Source organism: Virgibacillus sp. Bac330 (assembly GCF_003667845.1).
GTDB classification, from domain to species: Bacteria; Bacillota; Bacilli; order Bacillales; family Amphibacillaceae; genus Virgibacillus; species Virgibacillus chiguensis.
Window position 1 is genome coordinate 4,056,832 of record NZ_CP033048.1, and the last position, 16,340, is coordinate 4,073,171.

General features: G+C 44.3%; 9 protein-coding genes, 9 tRNA genes and 4 rRNA genes. All 22 read left to right on the forward strand.

Annotation, left to right across the window (positions count from 1 at the left end; translation table 11 throughout):
• The first annotated feature begins 201 nt into the window (after window positions 1-201).
• The 22 genes from hslO (at window position 202) to D9780_RS18970 (ending at window position 16,170) form a co-directional block, all read left to right on the forward strand.
• Entirely contained in the window at window positions 202-1,086 is an 885-nt protein-coding gene (gene hslO / locus D9780_RS18870; RefSeq protein WP_073011453.1) for an Hsp33 family molecular chaperone HslO, read from the forward strand.
• Between the two features lie 308 nt (window positions 1,087-1,394).
• A complete protein-coding gene (locus D9780_RS21255; RefSeq protein WP_162985937.1) occupies window positions 1,395-1,547 on the forward strand; it encodes a hypothetical protein in 153 nt (50 codons plus the stop codon).
• Between the two features lie 143 nt (window positions 1,548-1,690).
• Window positions 1,691-2,590 (forward strand): peptidylprolyl isomerase, encoded by a 900-nt coding sequence (locus tag D9780_RS18875; protein WP_116277733.1) that lies wholly within the window; start codon window positions 1,691-1,693, stop codon window positions 2,588-2,590.
• A gap of 114 nt (window positions 2,591-2,704) precedes the next feature.
• Window positions 2,705-3,634, forward strand: a complete 930-nt coding sequence (gene cysK, locus D9780_RS18880) for a cysteine synthase A (protein WP_116277732.1) — start codon at window positions 2,705-2,707, stop codon at window positions 3,632-3,634.
• 527 nt (window positions 3,635-4,161) lie between these two features.
• Window positions 4,162-4,983 carry a dihydropteroate synthase gene (gene folP / locus D9780_RS18885; protein WP_121641550.1) on the forward strand — a complete coding sequence of 274 codons (822 nt, stop codon included), beginning with the start codon at window positions 4,162-4,164 and terminating at the stop codon, window positions 4,981-4,983.
• A 4-nt stretch (window positions 4,984-4,987) separates the two neighbouring features.
• On the forward strand, window positions 4,988-5,353 hold the full coding sequence (folB, locus tag D9780_RS18890) for a dihydroneopterin aldolase (protein ID WP_121641181.1): 366 nt from the start codon (window positions 4,988-4,990) through the stop codon (window positions 5,351-5,353).
• Window positions 5,350-5,868, forward strand: a complete 519-nt coding sequence (gene folK, locus D9780_RS18895; protein WP_073011439.1) for a 2-amino-4-hydroxy-6-hydroxymethyldihydropteridine diphosphokinase — start codon at window positions 5,350-5,352, stop codon at window positions 5,866-5,868. The genes folB and folK overlap by 4 nt, the downstream gene beginning before the upstream one ends.
• A complete protein-coding gene (locus D9780_RS18900) occupies window positions 5,838-6,062 on the forward strand; it encodes a helix-turn-helix domain-containing protein (RefSeq protein ID WP_073011437.1) in 225 nt (74 codons plus the stop codon). Before folK ends, D9780_RS18900 begins: the two co-directional genes overlap by 31 nt.
• A gap of 245 nt (window positions 6,063-6,307) precedes the next feature.
• Window positions 6,308-7,792, forward strand: coding sequence for a lysine--tRNA ligase (gene lysS / locus D9780_RS18905; RefSeq protein WP_116277730.1), 1,485 nt, complete (start codon window positions 6,308-6,310; stop codon window positions 7,790-7,792).
• Between the two features lie 856 nt (window positions 7,793-8,648).
• Window positions 8,649-10,213: ribosomal RNA gene (locus tag D9780_RS18910) — 16S ribosomal RNA — on the forward strand.
• Window positions 10,214-10,412: 199 nt separating this feature from the next.
• Window positions 10,413-13,332, forward strand: a 23S ribosomal RNA gene (locus D9780_RS18915).
• Between the two features lie 157 nt (window positions 13,333-13,489).
• A 5S ribosomal RNA gene (gene rrf, locus D9780_RS18920) occupies window positions 13,490-13,605 on the forward strand.
• 47 nt (window positions 13,606-13,652) lie between these two features.
• Window positions 13,653-13,728, forward strand: a tRNA-Val gene (locus D9780_RS18925).
• Window positions 13,729-13,730: 2 nt separating this feature from the next.
• A tRNA-Thr gene (locus tag D9780_RS18930) sits at window positions 13,731-13,806 on the forward strand.
• Between the two features lie 39 nt (window positions 13,807-13,845).
• Window positions 13,846-13,921, forward strand: a tRNA-Lys gene (locus tag D9780_RS18935).
• 17 nt (window positions 13,922-13,938) lie between these two features.
• Window positions 13,939-14,023: transfer RNA gene (locus D9780_RS18940), tRNA-Leu, on the forward strand.
• Window positions 14,024-14,049: 26 nt separating this feature from the next.
• Window positions 14,050-14,124: transfer RNA gene (locus D9780_RS18945), tRNA-Gly, on the forward strand.
• Between the two features lie 7 nt (window positions 14,125-14,131).
• Window positions 14,132-14,220 (forward strand) — tRNA-Leu (locus tag D9780_RS18950).
• Between the two features lie 3 nt (window positions 14,221-14,223).
• Window positions 14,224-14,300, forward strand: a tRNA-Arg gene (locus tag D9780_RS18955).
• Window positions 14,301-14,305: 5 nt separating this feature from the next.
• Window positions 14,306-14,382: transfer RNA gene (locus D9780_RS18960), tRNA-Pro, on the forward strand.
• Window positions 14,383-14,389: 7 nt separating this feature from the next.
• Window positions 14,390-14,465 (forward strand) — tRNA-Ala (locus D9780_RS18965).
• Window positions 14,466-14,605: 140 nt separating this feature from the next.
• A 16S ribosomal RNA gene (locus tag D9780_RS18970) occupies window positions 14,606-16,170 on the forward strand.
• Together the 16S, 23S and 5S rRNA genes with 9 tRNA genes alongside form the textbook arrangement of a ribosomal RNA operon.
• Window positions 16,171-16,340: the final 170 nt, after the last annotated feature.

Sequence of the window (16,340 nt, forward strand, 5' to 3'; positions counted from 1 at the left end):
GTCTATAAAGTCTTAACTGGATGAGATTGTTTATACATTTTCGCTGTTCACTAAGATGGTTAATTTACTAATGTATCCTGAATATAGATTGCTGTAAGACTACCACTTGAAATATAGGGAAATGGAAATAACAGCATGGCAACTGGGGTATAAATGACCCCCTACTGATTTATTATTTACACAAGAAGGGAGAAAAGGCTTGTGAAAGACTTTATTATAAAAGCAACGGCTTATAATGGAATGGTGCGTGCTTATGCAGCGCTTTCTACAAATACAGTGGAAGAGGCGCGTCAACGGCATGATACATGGGCAACTGCCTCGGCTGCTCTAGGAAGAACACTTACAATTACTGGTATGATGGGTGCTATGTTAAAAGGAGAGGACTCTATTACTACAAAGGTGATGGGAACGGGTCCTTTAGGAGCAATCATTGCTGATGCAGATGCAAAAGGACATGTTCGTGGCTATGTAATGAATCCGCATGTGGATTTTGAACTAAATGAAAAAGGGAAATTAGATGTTGCTAGAGCAGTTGGGAAAGAAGGGAGCATTAGTGTTATAAAAGATTTAGGCTTAAAAGATTATTTTACAGGAGAAGTTCCAATTATTTCCGGGGAAATAAGCGAGGATTTCACCTATTATTTTGCAAATTCCGAGCAAATTCCTTCAGCCGTTGGGGCTGGTGTTTTAGTTAATCCTGATCATAGCATTTTAGCAGCTGGAGGATTTATTGTACAGCTTATGCCTGGGGCTAGTGATGAAGTTATTCAACAGCTAGAAGAGCAAATTCAATCTTTTCCACCGATTTCTTCCCTTATCCGCGAAGGAAATACACCAGAGCAAATTTTGCAACGTTTATTTAGAGGTCAGGAAATTAAAATACATGAATCATTACCGATGGAATTTCACTGTAGATGTTCTAAAGAACGTGTTGAGCGAGCTATTCAAGGTCTTGGGGAAGCGGAAATCCAAAGTATGATAGAAGAAGATCATGGAGCTGAAGCAAGCTGCCATTTTTGCAATAAGACGTATCAGTTTGCAGAAGAAGATTTGCGTCTTTTAAAGCAAAGCTTGAGTGAAAATTAAGTTTTTCTAATAAAATAAGAAAGTATAAAATGAGGTGCTTGGGAATAAGGAAACACCGAATAGACCGGCTTCATCGCCCACCAACTGAGCAACTTCACGAAATCACCCTACGATAAGCACCTTCGCTTACTTTGTCTGCTTCGTGACTAAAATGAATGTGGGAGGAATAATCCCCTCCCATAGTCATTGGGTAGATTCATCTTAGCTTACATATGAAGTACTTCTAAATCCAACTTTTTAGAATTAGGATTCTATGCTAGATATGTCTAAGTGGGAGATAATAGTACGTAGGAGAAGAACCACAGTTAATGGAAGATGTACGTAACTATCACATTTTGGCAGTATTAGAGAAAGACACAACTTTTCAGCTGCGCATGGACGAATTCTTGCTAAAAACGATGCAAAAGCCAAAAACCCTCACTAGTCATGGTCCACGTTATTCCAATGATAAAGAGCTATAACTTTCCCTTCAACATGAAAATACATTATGTACAAATAGCCTCCGTTTATATTCTATAGGTTGTACGCTATCGTTTTTAAGCAATTGTTTGGTGAAGCAAGTCCTATTTAATTGAATGTTCAGTTTATAATAGGGGGAAAATACATGTCAAAGAAGTTAATGTTAGGTTTAATTGTCCTATTGTTAGTAACAAATATTGCCACTTTGTTCGTGTGGAACCAAGAAGAAGTTGATATCGAAACAGGTAATGGCAAGAAGTATAAAAATAATGAAGCTGCAGCTACCGTTAATGGAGAAGAAATAAGTATTGAGGAGTGGCGAAAGGCTTTGCGTGATACATATGGTGAAGAACATTTAAAAGCGATGATTGATCGGGAAGTTGTAAGCCAATTAGCAAACGAAAAAAACATTTCCATAAGTGATAAAGTGATTGAAAGAGAGATATCTCTGTTGCTTGCTATGCAAGGTGTTTTAACCGAAACAGAATATGAAGATTTGGAAGCGAAGTGGGAGAAGGATATTCGACATCGCTATCAGCTGGAGAGGTTATTAACCGAAGATGTTTCGGTATCGGATGAAACCTTGAAAGAGCATTATGAAACATATGGCGAGCAATATAATTTTATAGCTTCGATGCAACTGTCCCATATCATTGCAAAAGATATGGAAACTGCTGAAAAGATATACAATGAATTAGAACAGGGGGCGTCTTTTAATTTACTAGCCCAAGAGTATTCTGTCGATGAAGAAACGCGCGGGGTCGGAGGGTATTTAGGGTATTTATCTACAGAAAGTCAATACTTTCCAGATAGTTATGAGGCGATTGTCAATGATTTGAAGGAGTTCTCTTATAGTGAACCTTTTAAGGTAGGAGAAGAGGTTGCCCTCATCTACCTTCATCGAAAACTGCCCTCCATAACCTTTACGTATGAAGAAATGAAACCGTATATAACGAGTGAATTAGCTTTACAAGAGAAGAACCAGGCCTTAGAAGCTGATCCGCTGTGGGAAAGTCAGGATATTGAATGGATTTATTCTGAATAGAGATAGTATAAGTCCAAATATCTATAAATTTAATTTGATTCGTTGACATTTTTTAAAGAACAGCGTAAATTAGTATTAAACTTATCGATTAACTAGGGATTAGGAGGCTAAAAAATGAAAGTTGCTCAAAGTGTAGCAGAATTAATTGGTGAGACTCCGATTGTGAAATTAAAAGGTATTGTAGATGAAGATAGTGCAGATATTTATGTGAAGTTGGAATTTATGAATCCAGGTAGCTCCGTAAAAGATCGAATTGCTTTAGCCATGGTGGAAGCTGCGGAACGAGAGGGCAAGTTAAAGCCAGGAGATACGATTATAGAACCAACGAGTGGTAACACGGGTATAGGTTTAGCGATGGTTGCGGCTGCAAAAGATTATAAAGCAATCTTAGTTATGCCTGATACGATGAGTTTAGAACGTCGTAATCTTTTACGAGCTTATGGAGCAGAGCTTGTGCTAACTCCAGGAGCAGAAGGAATGAAGGGCGCCATTCATAAAGCAGAAGAATTACAAAAAGCACATGGCTATTTTATGCCACAACAATTCAATAATCTTGCAAATCCAGATATTCATGAAAAAACAACGGGGAAAGAGATTATTGCCCAAATGAGTGATGGATTAGATGCTTTTATTGCTGGTATTGGCACGGGGGGAACTATTACTGGAGCAGGAAAAGTTTTAAAGGACCATTTCGATCATCTGCAAGTATTTGCTGTTGAACCAGCGTCTTCAGCAGTACTGTCTGGAGAAAAGCCTGGCCCCCATAAGATACAAGGAATAGGTGCTGGGTTTGTGCCAAGTATTTTAAATACGGAAATATATGATGATATTTACCAAATTGAAAATGATGAAGCATATGAAGTTGCCCGCGAAGTTGCCACGAATAACGGTATTCTTGGAGGCGTTTCTGCAGGTGCAGCTATAGCCGCAGCAAAAAAAGTAGCCAAAAAGCTAGGAAAAGGAAAAAAAGTATTGGCTATTTTTCCAGATAATGGGGAGAGGTATTTATCAACACCTCTTTATCAATTTGGAGATGAAGATTAAGTAGTAGCGATCTCTGCCTAAGAAAAAACCGGTACCAATGCTAGGTACTGGTTTTTTCGTTTGCAATGAAGGGTCAGAATAGAATGTAATACCATGGCGATAAGGCGAGGTTTTTTAAAAGATAAGAGAGTATAAAATTTGATGCTATGGCGTAACCAACCGAATGACACCGTCCGGCTCCAGCGACCAGCAACTAGGCGACTTCACTCCATTGCCCTAAGCTAAGTCATCATTGGTTCGTCCTAAATAGGAAGGCCGACTAAAGACGGGCTTGCCGGAGGGCACCGGCATACCCCTGTTGCAGGAGCATGATCCCTAAAACTTTCGCTGATTCGTTCCAGTCGCTACGTTTGCTAAACAGGTTCCCCGAGCCTTTGTTCTTGTAAATAACTAACATGTGTTTACATAAGAATATGTTCAAACATAACGAAAATACGAACATCTTGCTTACGTAATATAAACAGGTCGCTTGCCAAAACGTTGTATGATACGATAAGAGAAAAGGTAGAAAGAAGGACTGAAGAATGATGCGATTAATAACGAAAAAACAATCGTATGATTTAACGGATCGCACACTCATTATGGGTATATTAAACGTCACACCGGATTCCTTTTCAGATGGCGGAAATTATAATACGGTTAAAAGTGCTATTGAACAAGCCGTAAAGCTGGAGAAAGATGGTGCGCATATACTTGATATTGGGGGCGAATCTACACGACCTAATCATGAGCCGGTATCTCAGGAAGAAGAAATTGCACGTGTGGTTCCTATTATTTGTGAAGTAAAGAAGCATGTCAGCATACCAATTTCGATTGATACATATAAAGCGAAAACTGCCAAGGCGGCATTAGATGCAGGTGCTGATATGATTAACGATGTGTGGGGTGCTAAACGAGACCCAGACATTGCAAAAGTAGCTAAAATGTACAACGTGCCGATTATTTTAATGCATAATCGAACAAACATGAATTATCAAGATTTAATACCTGATATGCTCACAGATTTGAAAGAAAGCATAAATATTGCGCTAGATGCAGGCGTTCTACATGAACAAATTATTATCGATCCTGGTATTGGTTTTGCGAAGACGGCAGAACATAATTTACTTGTCATGAATCAATTAGAGCGTTTCTCCGAGCTAGGATATCCACTACTTTTAGGAACATCTAGGAAACGATTCATAGGGCATATCTTAGATGAACCTCCACAAAATCGTGATATTGGTACAGGAGCAACAACTTGCATGGGAATTATGAAAGGTGCTCAAATCATTCGGGTACATGATGTAAAAACAAATGGACAGCTTGCTAAAATGATGGATGCAATGCTTCATGTAAAAAGAGGGTGAGGATTTGGACAAAATACTTTTACAACAACTGCAATTTTATGGTTTTCATGGATTGTTGCCAGAAGAAAATAAATTAGGGCAACGTTTTCAAGTGGACGCTACGCTCTATCTAGATTTAAGCAAGTCAGGAAACAGTGACGATATGAATGATTCCATTCACTACGGGCAAGCCTATGAATATATTAAGGAAATTGTGGAAGGGGAAGCGAAACAACTAATCGAAGCGGTGGCTGAAAGTATTGCAGAAAAGTTATTAACGTCGTTTGATATGCTTGAAGCATGTAACATAAAGCTTATTAAGCCTGACCCACCGATTCCAGGTCAATACCATTCCGTAGCGGTAGAGATATATAGGGAGAAGGTAAAATGAATCACGTATATATAGCATTAGGAACCAATATCGAACCAAGAGAAAGATTTTTAAAAGAAGGCTTACGCCTATTACAGGAACATGCACAAATTCATGTTACAAAAACATCATCTATCTATCAGACAGCACCTGTAGGCTATACGGAACAAAGTGATTTTTTAAATATGGTCATAGAAGTGGAGACCAGTTGCTTACCATTGGAACTATTAGCATACTGTCAACAAATAGAAAACGAATTAGGCAGGAAACGAATCATTCGCTTTGGTCCTCGTACAATAGACCTTGACATTTTATTATATAATCAAGAAAATATAGAAATGGAGCGTTTAACAATCCCACATCCTCGCATGCATGAACGTGCATTTGTGCTTGTGCCTTTAAACGAAATTGCACCACACGCTGTTTTGCCATTACCTAATGGAGATAAAGAAGTAAGCATGGTTGTAAAGGAACTGCCAGGAAATGACTTAAAGGATGTAGTAAAATGGACCAAAAAAGATTCGGTAGACGAATAAAAGCTTTTCGTAAATTAAAAGGGTATACCCAGGTGGAATTTGCCAAAAAGCTTTGTGTTCCACTGTCTGTTATTGGTAGTATAGAGCGAGGCGTTAAGCCGATTTCTGATGATCTTTTAGACATAGTGGTGCATACACTTGATATTCCTAAAGAAGAACTTATGCTTTATGATCAGGATAATACAGGTAGATAAAGCTAGGAAGGAAGAAATTGAGGGGTCAATGATCTCTCCGACAGGGTGATGCTATGTTTTCTGATCGAGTTGTACTTGCATCTATATCATTTTAGACGTTTGTTTAGGAAAGTGAGTTAAATAGATAATTTGTTGCCAATCAAGACATTTGCTTTGTGATTTTAACAGAAATAATGCAACACATGAAGTTTATATAAATATCGTTTATACTTTTACCTATAGAAAAAGACTGGAGTGAATTTAGGGTGTCTGAAGAAATAAATGAGCATATGCGAGTACGTAAAGAAAAAATGGAACAATTCAAAGAACAGGGAATAAACCCTTTCGGAGAGCGATTCCCCCGTTCTCATGTTGCAAGTGAATTAAAGGATTTATATGATCGCTATTCTAAGGAAGAATTGGAAAGTAAGGAAGAGCAAGTGACGATCGCAGGAAGAATGATGACGAAGCGAGGGAAAGGAAAAGCAGGCTTTGCTCATATTCAAGATATTAGTGGACAAATACAGCTTTATGTTCGTAAAGATTCTGTCGGAGAAGCTGCATATGAGGTTTTTAAAACGAGTGATATTGGTGACATTGTCGGTGTAACTGGGTTTATGTTTAAAACGAAGGTAGGAGAGTTGTCTGTTAAAGTGACGGATTTCCAACTACTTACTAAATCTTTACGGCCTTTACCAGAGAAATATCATGGTTTGAAAGATATTGAGCAGCGATACCGTCAACGTTATCTGGATTTAATTACGAACATGGATAGTAAAGAGACATTTGTATTGCGCAGTAAGATTATTCAAGCAATGCGCCGTTACTTAGATGGCCAAGGGTTTTTAGAGGTGGAAACGCCTATGTTACATGGCATACCAGGGGGCGCTACAGCAAGACCTTTTATTACCCATCATAATGCGTTAGATGTAGAACTCTATATGCGTATTGCTATAGAATTGCATTTAAAAAGATTAATCGTTGGTGGCTTGGAAAAGGTTTACGAAATTGGTCGTGTGTTTCGTAATGAAGGAATTTCCACAAGACATAATCCAGAATTTACGATGATAGAATTGTATGAGGCTTATGCTGATTATCATGACATTATGGATTTAACAGAGCGACTTGTTGCGCATATCTCTAAGGAAGTTTTAGGTACGACAACAGTAACTTATGGAGAACATGAAGTGAACTTGGCTCCAAAATGGACGAGAAAACATATGGTCGATGCGATTAAAGAAAAAACGGGCATTGATTTCTGGCCACAGATGAGCGATGATGAAGCCCGAGCTTTAGCGAAGGAGTATGGCGTAGAAATTACTGAAACCATGACATATGGTCACATTGTTAATGAGTTTTTTGAACAAACAGTGGAAGAAGATTTAATTCAGCCAACGTTTATCTACGGTCATCCTGTAGAAGTTTCACCTTTAGCTAAGAAAAACAAACAAGATGAACGATTTACGGATCGATTTGAATTGTTTATTGTTGGAAGAGAACATGCGAATGCATTTAGTGAGTTAAATGACCCAATTGATCAGCGTGAACGATTTGAAGCGCAAGTGAAAGAAAGGGCAGCTGGAAATGATGAAGCTCATTATATGGATACAGATTTCTTAGAAGCACTAGAATATGGGCTTCCGCCAACTGGTGGACTAGGTATAGGTGTGGATCGTCTCGTCATGCTGTTAACAAATTCAGCTTCAATCCGGGATGTATTATTATTTCCACAGATGAAAAATAAAGAATAGAAGTATGTGCTGTAAAAAACACAAGGAGATCAGAATTATTATCACTCTCCTTGTGTTTTTTGTTTGAGAGATTCTGTAAACGTGCATGCATCTTATTAAGTGTATCTGCTATTCAAGGTAGATCTGTTATCAAACGCCGGATTGCTTAGTAGTTGAAGGATATGATTTAAACGTTACTTATAAAAAAGAGATATAGTGCCGTTTCTAATACATATGACTGGCTGGCTCGCCTTTTTCTGAGAATCTGAAGTGGGAGTCTTGCCGCTACCCGCTAAACCTACTCTCTTAGTTGAAAAAAGTATATAAATACAGAATTCTAATTCACTTTGTTCGTATTAAAGTTCTTTAAGGGTATTGCTTTTTAGAAACAGCGGCTCTGTGCTTTATGTGAAGGAGTTTATACCTCTCAATTCTGCTTAGAATAAAATAAAAGAATAGTGTAAACAATAGAAATAAACTTTCCGAAGTACTTTTTTAAAAAAAAGCTTGATTTTCGTTTTTAAACATGGTAAATTAATTAACGTTGCTTAAACAAATCAACAAACTAGATATAAAGAACAGCAACAAAAGATAAAAAAACATATTGACTTTGTTTTAAATAAGTGTTATATTAATAAAGTCGCCAATTTGAAACGCCGACAATTAAACAAAAAAAGTTGTTGACAAACGCGAATCAATATGGTATAATAAAGTGGTTGACTCACAAAAATCAACCAAGTCATATTTGCTCTTTGAAAACTGAACAAAACAACCAGTATGTCAAGGAAAAAACAAACCCTGTTTTTTCTTAAGAAATAAACTGAGAGAAATCTCAGCAGCTAAGAATGATGAAGAACGGTGTTCATCATCACAAACTTTTATGGAGAGTTTGATCTTGGCTCAGGACGAACGCTGGCGGCGTGCCTAATACATGCAAGTCGAGCGCGGGAAGCAAGCAGATCTCCTTCGGGAGTGACGCTTGTGGAACGAGCGGCGGACGGGTGAGTAACACGTGGGCAACCTACCTGTAAGACTGGGATAACTCCGGGAAACCGGGGCTAATACCGGATGAAACAAAGCGTCGCATGACGCAATGTTAAAAGGCGGCATATGCTGTCACTTACAGATGGGCCCGCGGCGCATTAGCTAGTTGGTGAGGTAAAGGCTCACCAAGGCAACGATGCGTAGCCGACCTGAGAGGGTGATCGGCCACACTGGGACTGAGACACGGCCCAGACTCCTACGGGAGGCAGCAGTAGGGAATCTTCCGCAATGGACGAAAGTCTGACGGAGCAACGCCGCGTGAGTGATGAAGGTTTTCGGATCGTAAAACTCTGTTGTTAGGGAAGAACAAGTGCCATTCGAATAGGTTGGCACCTTGACGGTACCTAACCAGAAAGCCCCGGCTAACTACGTGCCAGCAGCCGCGGTAATACGTAGGGGGCAAGCGTTGTCCGGAATTATTGGGCGTAAAGCGCGCGCAGGCGGTCCTTTAAGTCTGATGTGAAAGCCCACGGCTTAACCGTGGAGGGCCATTGGAAACTGGAGGACTTGAGTACAGAAGAGGAGAGTGGAATTCCACGTGTAGCGGTGAAATGCGTAGAGATGTGGAGGAACACCAGTGGCGAAGGCGACTCTCTGGTCTGTAACTGACGCTGAGGTGCGAAAGCGTGGGTAGCGAACAGGATTAGATACCCTGGTAGTCCACGCCGTAAACGATGAGTGCTAGGTGTTAGGGGGTTTCCGCCCCTTAGTGCTGAAGTTAACGCATTAAGCACTCCGCCTGGGGAGTACGGCCGCAAGGCTGAAACTCAAAAGAATTGACGGGGACCCGCACAAGCGGTGGAGCATGTGGTTTAATTCGAAGCAACGCGAAGAACCTTACCAGGTCTTGACATCCTCTGACACCCCTAGAGATAGGGCATTCCCTTCGGGGACAGAGTGACAGGTGGTGCATGGTTGTCGTCAGCTCGTGTCGTGAGATGTTGGGTTAAGTCCCGCAACGAGCGCAACCCTTGATCTTAGTTGCCAGCATTTAGTTGGGCACTCTAAGGTGACTGCCGGTGACAAACCGGAGGAAGGTGGGGATGACGTCAAATCATCATGCCCCTTATGACCTGGGCTACACACGTGCTACAATGGATGGAACAAAGGGCAGCGAAGCCGCGAGGCCAAGCAAATCCCATAAAACCATTCTCAGTTCGGATTGCAGGCTGCAACTCGCCTGCATGAAGCCGGAATCGCTAGTAATCGCGGATCAGCATGCCGCGGTGAATACGTTCCCGGGTCTTGTACACACCGCCCGTCACACCACGAGAGTTGGTAACACCCGAAGTCGGTGAGGTAACCTTTTGGAGCCAGCCGCCGAAGGTGGGACCAATGATTGGGGTGAAGTCGTAACAAGGTAGCCGTATCGGAAGGTGCGGCTGGATCACCTCCTTTCTAAGGATTATACGGAAACATACTTGGTTGTTTGGTTCAGTTTTGAGAGAGTAAATCTCTTGATAGGATGCAAGTATATTCATAATAAGATTTGACATCCTTTTATAGATTGTACCTTGAAAACTAAATAAGAGTAACAACGACATCAAACCAAAAGCTGAAAAGCAATATGCTTATTCATAGATAAAATTGTAAGATTAGTTAAGTGAATAAGGGCGCACGGTGGATGCCTTGGCACTAGGAGCCGAAGAAGGACGGGACTAACACCGATATGTCCTGGGGAGTCGTAAGTAGACATCGATCCAGGAATTTCCGAATGGGGGAACCCGCTGCTCGTAATGGAGCAGTACTTCTATCTGAATTCATAGGGTAGAAGAGGCATACCCGGGGAACTGAAACATCTCAGTACCCGGAGGAAGAGAAAGCAAACGCGATTTCCCAAGTAGCGGCGAGCGAAACGGAATTAGCCCAAACCAGAAGGCTTGCCTTCTGGGGTTGTAGGACACTCCATTGGAGTTATCAAGAGATTCTTTAGATGAAGCGATCTGGAAAGGTCGGCCAAAGAAGGTAACAGCCCTGTAATCGAAAAAGAATCTCCTCCGGAGTGGATCCTGAGTACGGCGGAACACGAGGAATTCCGTCGGAATCCGGGAGGACCATCTCCCAAGGCTAAATACTCCCTAGTGACCGATAGTGAACCAGTACCGTGAGGGAAAGGTGAAAAGCACCCCGGAAGGGGAGTGAAATAGAACCTGAAACCGTGTGCCTACAAGTAGTCGAAGCCCGTTAATGGGTGACGGCGTACCTTTTGTAGAATGGACCGGCGAGTTACGATCGTATGCAAGGTTAAGTGGAAAACACGGAGCCGTAGCGAAAGCGAGTCTGAATAGGGCGAATATAGTATGCGGTCGTAGACCCGAAACCGTGTGATCTACCCATGTCCAGGGTGAAGGTCAGGTAACACTGACTGGAGGCCCGAACCCACGTATGTTGAAAAATGCGGGGATGAGGTGTGGGTAGGGGTGAAATGCCAATCGAACACGGAGATAGCTGGTTCTCTCCGAAATAGCTTTAGGGCTAGCCTCAAGGAAAGAGTACTGGAGGTAGAGCACTGATTGAACTAGGGGCCCTCATCGGGTTACCGAATTCAGTCAAACTCCGAATGCCAGCTACTTATCCTTGGGAGTCAGACTATGGGTGATAAGGTTCATAGTCGAAAGGGAAACAGCCCAGACCGCCAGCTAAGGTCCCAAAGTATACGTTAAGTGGAAAAGGATGTGGAGTTGCCCAGACAACCAGGATGTTGGCTTAGAAGCAGCCACCATTTAAAGAGTGCGTAATAGCTCACTGGTCGAGTGACTCTGCGCCGAAAATGTACCGGGGCTAAACGTATCACCGAAGCTGCGGATTGTTCTTACGAACAATGGTAGGAGAGCGTTCTAAGTGCTGTGAAGTCAGATCGTGAGGACTGGTGGAGCGCTTAGAAGTGAGAATGCCGGTATGAGTAGCGAAAAAAGAGTGAGAATCTCTTTCACCGAATGCCTAAGGTTTCCTGAGGAAGGCTCGTCCTCTCAGGGTTAGTCGGGACCTAAGCCGAGGCCGAAAGGCGTAGGCGATGGACAACAGGTAGATATTCCTGTACCACCTCATGAACGTTTGAACGATGGGGGGACGCAGTAGGATAAGGAATGCGCACCGATGGACGTGTGCGCCCAAGCAGTGAGAAAGTCGGATAGGCAAATCCGTTCGACAATTTCAAGCTGTGATGGGGAGGGAAATAGAGTACCGAAGTTCCGGATTTCACACTGCCAAGAAAAGCCTCTAGTGAGTTCATAGGTGCCCGTACCGCAAACCGACACAGGTAGGCGAGGAGAGAATCCTAAGGTGAGCGGGAGAACTCTCGTTAAGGAACTCGGCAAAATGACCCCGTAACTTCGGGAGAAGGGGTGCTCCTTTAAGGAGGAGCCGCAGTGAATAGGCCCAAGCGACTGTTTAGCAAAAACACAGGTCTCTGCGAAGCCGAAAGGCGAAGTATAGGGGCTGACACCTGCCCGGTGCTGGAAGGTTAAGGGGAAGCGTTAGCACTTCGGTGCGAAGCGTAGAACCGAAGCCCCAGTAAACGGCGGCCGTAACTATAACGGTCCTAAGGTAGCGAAATTCCTTGTCGGGTAAGTTCCGACCCGCACGAAAGGTGCAACGACTTGGGCACTGTCTCAACGAGAGACCCGGTGAAATTATACTATGCGTGAAGATGCGCATTACCCGCGACAGGACGGAAAGACCCCGTGGAGCTTTACTGTAGCCTGATATTGAATGTTGGTACAGCTTGTACAGGATAGGTGGGAGCCATCGAAGCGTGAGCGCTAGCTTACGTGGAGGCAACCGTGGGATACCACCCTGGCTGTACGAACCTTCTAACCCAGGGCCGTAATCCGGTCCGGAGACAGTGTCAGGCGGGCAGTTTGACTGGGGCGGTCGCCTCCCAAAAGGTAACGGAGGCGCCCAAAGGTTCCCTCAGAATGGTTGGAAATCATTCGCAGAGTGTAAAGGCAGAAGGGAGCTTGACTGCGAGACCTACAAGTCGAGCAGGGACGAAAGTCGGGCTTAGTGATCCGGTGGTTCCGCATGGAAGGGCCATCGCTCAACGGATAAAAGCTACCCCGGGGATAACAGGCTTATCTCCCCCAAGAGTTCACATCGACGGGGAGGTTTGGCACCTCGATGTCGGCTCATCGCATCCTGGGGCTGTAGTCGGTCCCAAGGGTTGGGCTGTTCGCCCATTAAAGCGGTACGCGAGCTGGGTTCAGAACGTCGTGAGACAGTTCGGTCCCTATCCGTCGTGGGCGCAGGAGGTTTGAGAGGAGCTGTCCTTAGTACGAGAGGACCGGGATGGACACACCGCTGGTGTACCAGTTGTTCCGCCAGGAGCATAGCTGGGTAGCTACGTGTGGCAGGGATAAGTGCTGAAAGCATCTAAGCATGAAGCCCCCCTCAAGATGAGACTTCCCATCACTATAAGTGAGTAAGATCCCTCAGAGATGATGAGGTTGATAGGTTCGAGGTGGAAGCGTGGTGACACGTGGAGCTGACGAATACTAATAGATCGAGGACTTAACTAACCTTTTTGGTAGATGTACGTTGAATGATCTCTTATTTAGTTTTCAAGGTAACAAGGAAAAAATGACTTTTTTCAACAAAGATCTTGATTTTTTCACAAAAACGATTATAATAAGATTTGTGCCTCTTTGAAGCACAACATAACAGATAGCAACTTTGCCTGGTAGTAATGGCGGAGAGGTCACACCTGTTCCCATGCCGAACACAGTAGTTAAGCTCTCCAGCGCCGATGGTAGTTGGGACTTTGTCCCTGCAAGAGTAGGACGCCGCCAGGCGATATACATTTTTAATTCAGTATATACCGACCAGTATTATAGTATTTGGAGGATTAGCTCAGCTGGGAGAGCACTTGCCTTACAAGCAAGGGGTCGCAGGTTCGAGCCCTGCATCCTCCACCATTGCCGGCCTAGCTCAATTGGTAGAGCAACTGACTTGTAATCAGTAGGTTGGGGGTTCAAGTCCTCTGGCCGGCACCATCTAGACTAGAGATGATATTTTAAATTATTAAATTATACGAGCCATTAGCTCAGTCGGTAGAGCATCTGACTTTTAATCAGAGGGTCGGAGGTTCGAATCCTCCATGGCTCACCATTACACATTTAAATATTGCGGGTGTGGCGGAATTGGCAGACGCGCTAGACTTAGGATCTAGTGTCTTCGGACGTGGGGGTTCGACTCCCTCCACCCGCACCACAAAAAGTTCAAAGTTTGGTATTTATGCGGAAGTAGTTCAGTGGTAGAACACCACCTTGCCAAGGTGGGGGTCGCGGGTTCGAATCCCGTCTTCCGCTCCAAAGCCAAGCCGGGGTGGCGGAATTGGCAGACGCACAGGACTTAAAATCCTGCGGTAGGTTTCTACCGTGCCGGTTCGAGTCCGGCCCTCGGCACCATAAGCGCCCGTAGCTCAATTGGATAGAGCGTTTGACTACGGATCAAGAGGTTAGGGGTTCGACTCCTCTCGGGCGCGCCATATTACGGGAAGTAGCTCAGCTTGGTAGAGCACATGGTTTGGGACCATGGGGTCGCAGGTTCAAATCCTGTCTTCCCGACCATTTTCTCGGGGCCTTAGCTCAGCTGGGAGAGCGCCTGCCTTGCACGCAGGAGGTCAGCGGTTCGATCCCGCTAGGCTCCACCATAATATATTTGCTCTTTGAAAACTGAACAAAACAACCAGTATGTCAAGGAAAAAACAAACCCTGTTTTTTCTTAAGAAATAAACTGAGAGAAATCTCAGCAGCTAAGAATGATGAAGAACGGTGTTCATCATCACAAACTTTTATGGAGAGTTTGATCTTGGCTCAGGACGAACGCTGGCGGCGTGCCTAATACATGCAAGTCGAGCGCGGGAAGCAAGCAGATCTCCTTCGGGAGTGACGCTTGTGGAACGAGCGGCGGACGGGTGAGTAACACGTGGGCAACCTACCTGTAAGACTGGGATAACTCCGGGAAACCGGGGCTAATACCGGATGAAACAAAGCGTCGCATGACGCAATGTTAAAAGGCGGCATATGCTGTCACTTACAGATGGGCCCGCGGCGCATTAGCTAGTTGGTGAGGTAAAGGCTCACCAAGGCAACGATGCGTAGCCGACCTGAGAGGGTGATCGGCCACACTGGGACTGAGACACGGCCCAGACTCCTACGGGAGGCAGCAGTAGGGAATCTTCCGCAATGGACGAAAGTCTGACGGAGCAACGCCGCGTGAGTGATGAAGGTTTTCGGATCGTAAAACTCTGTTGTTAGGGAAGAACAAGTGCCATTCGAATAGGTTGGCACCTTGACGGTACCTAACCAGAAAGCCCCGGCTAACTACGTGCCAGCAGCCGCGGTAATACGTAGGGGGCAAGCGTTGTCCGGAATTATTGGGCGTAAAGCGCGCGCAGGCGGTCCTTTAAGTCTGATGTGAAAGCCCACGGCTTAACCGTGGAGGGCCATTGGAAACTGGAGGACTTGAGTACAGAAGAGGAGAGTGGAATTCCACGTGTAGCGGTGAAATGCGTAGAGATGTGGAGGAACACCAGTGGCGAAGGCGACTCTCTGGTCTGTAACTGACGCTGAGGTGCGAAAGCGTGGGTAGCGAACAGGATTAGATACCCTGGTAGTCCACGCCGTAAACGATGAGTGCTAGGTGTTAGGGGGTTTCCGCCCCTTAGTGCTGAAGTTAACGCATTAAGCACTCCGCCTGGGGAGTACGGCCGCAAGGCTGAAACTCAAAAGAATTGACGGGGACCCGCACAAGCGGTGGAGCATGTGGTTTAATTCGAAGCAACGCGAAGAACCTTACCAGGTCTTGACATCCTCTGACACCCCTAGAGATAGGGCATTCCCTTCGGGGACAGAGTGACAGGTGGTGCATGGTTGTCGTCAGCTCGTGTCGTGAGATGTTGGGTTAAGTCCCGCAACGAGCGCAACCCTTGATCTTAGTTGCCAGCATTTAGTTGGGCACTCTAAGGTGACTGCCGGTGACAAACCGGAGGAAGGTGGGGATGACGTCAAATCATCATGCCCCTTATGACCTGGGCTACACACGTGCTACAATGGATGGAACAAAGGGCAGCGAAGCCGCGAGGCCAAGCAAATCCCATAAAACCATTCTCAGTTCGGATTGCAGGCTGCAACTCGCCTGCATGAAGCCGGAATCGCTAGTAATCGCGGATCAGCATGCCGCGGTGAATACGTTCCCGGGTCTTGTACACACCGCCCGTCACACCACGAGAGTTGGTAACACCCGAAGTCGGTGAGGTAACCTTTTGGAGCCAGCCGCCGAAGGTGGGACCAATGATTGGGGTGAAGTCGTAACAAGGTAGCCGTATCGGAAGGTGCGGCTGGATCACCTCCTTTCTAAGGATTATACGGAAACATACTTGGTTGTTTGGTTCAGTTTTGAGAGAGTAAATCTCTTGATAGGATGCAAGTATCTTCATAATAAGATTTGACATCCTTTTATAGATTGTACCTTGAAAACTAAATAAGAGTAACAACGACATCAAACCAAAAGCTGAAAAGCAATA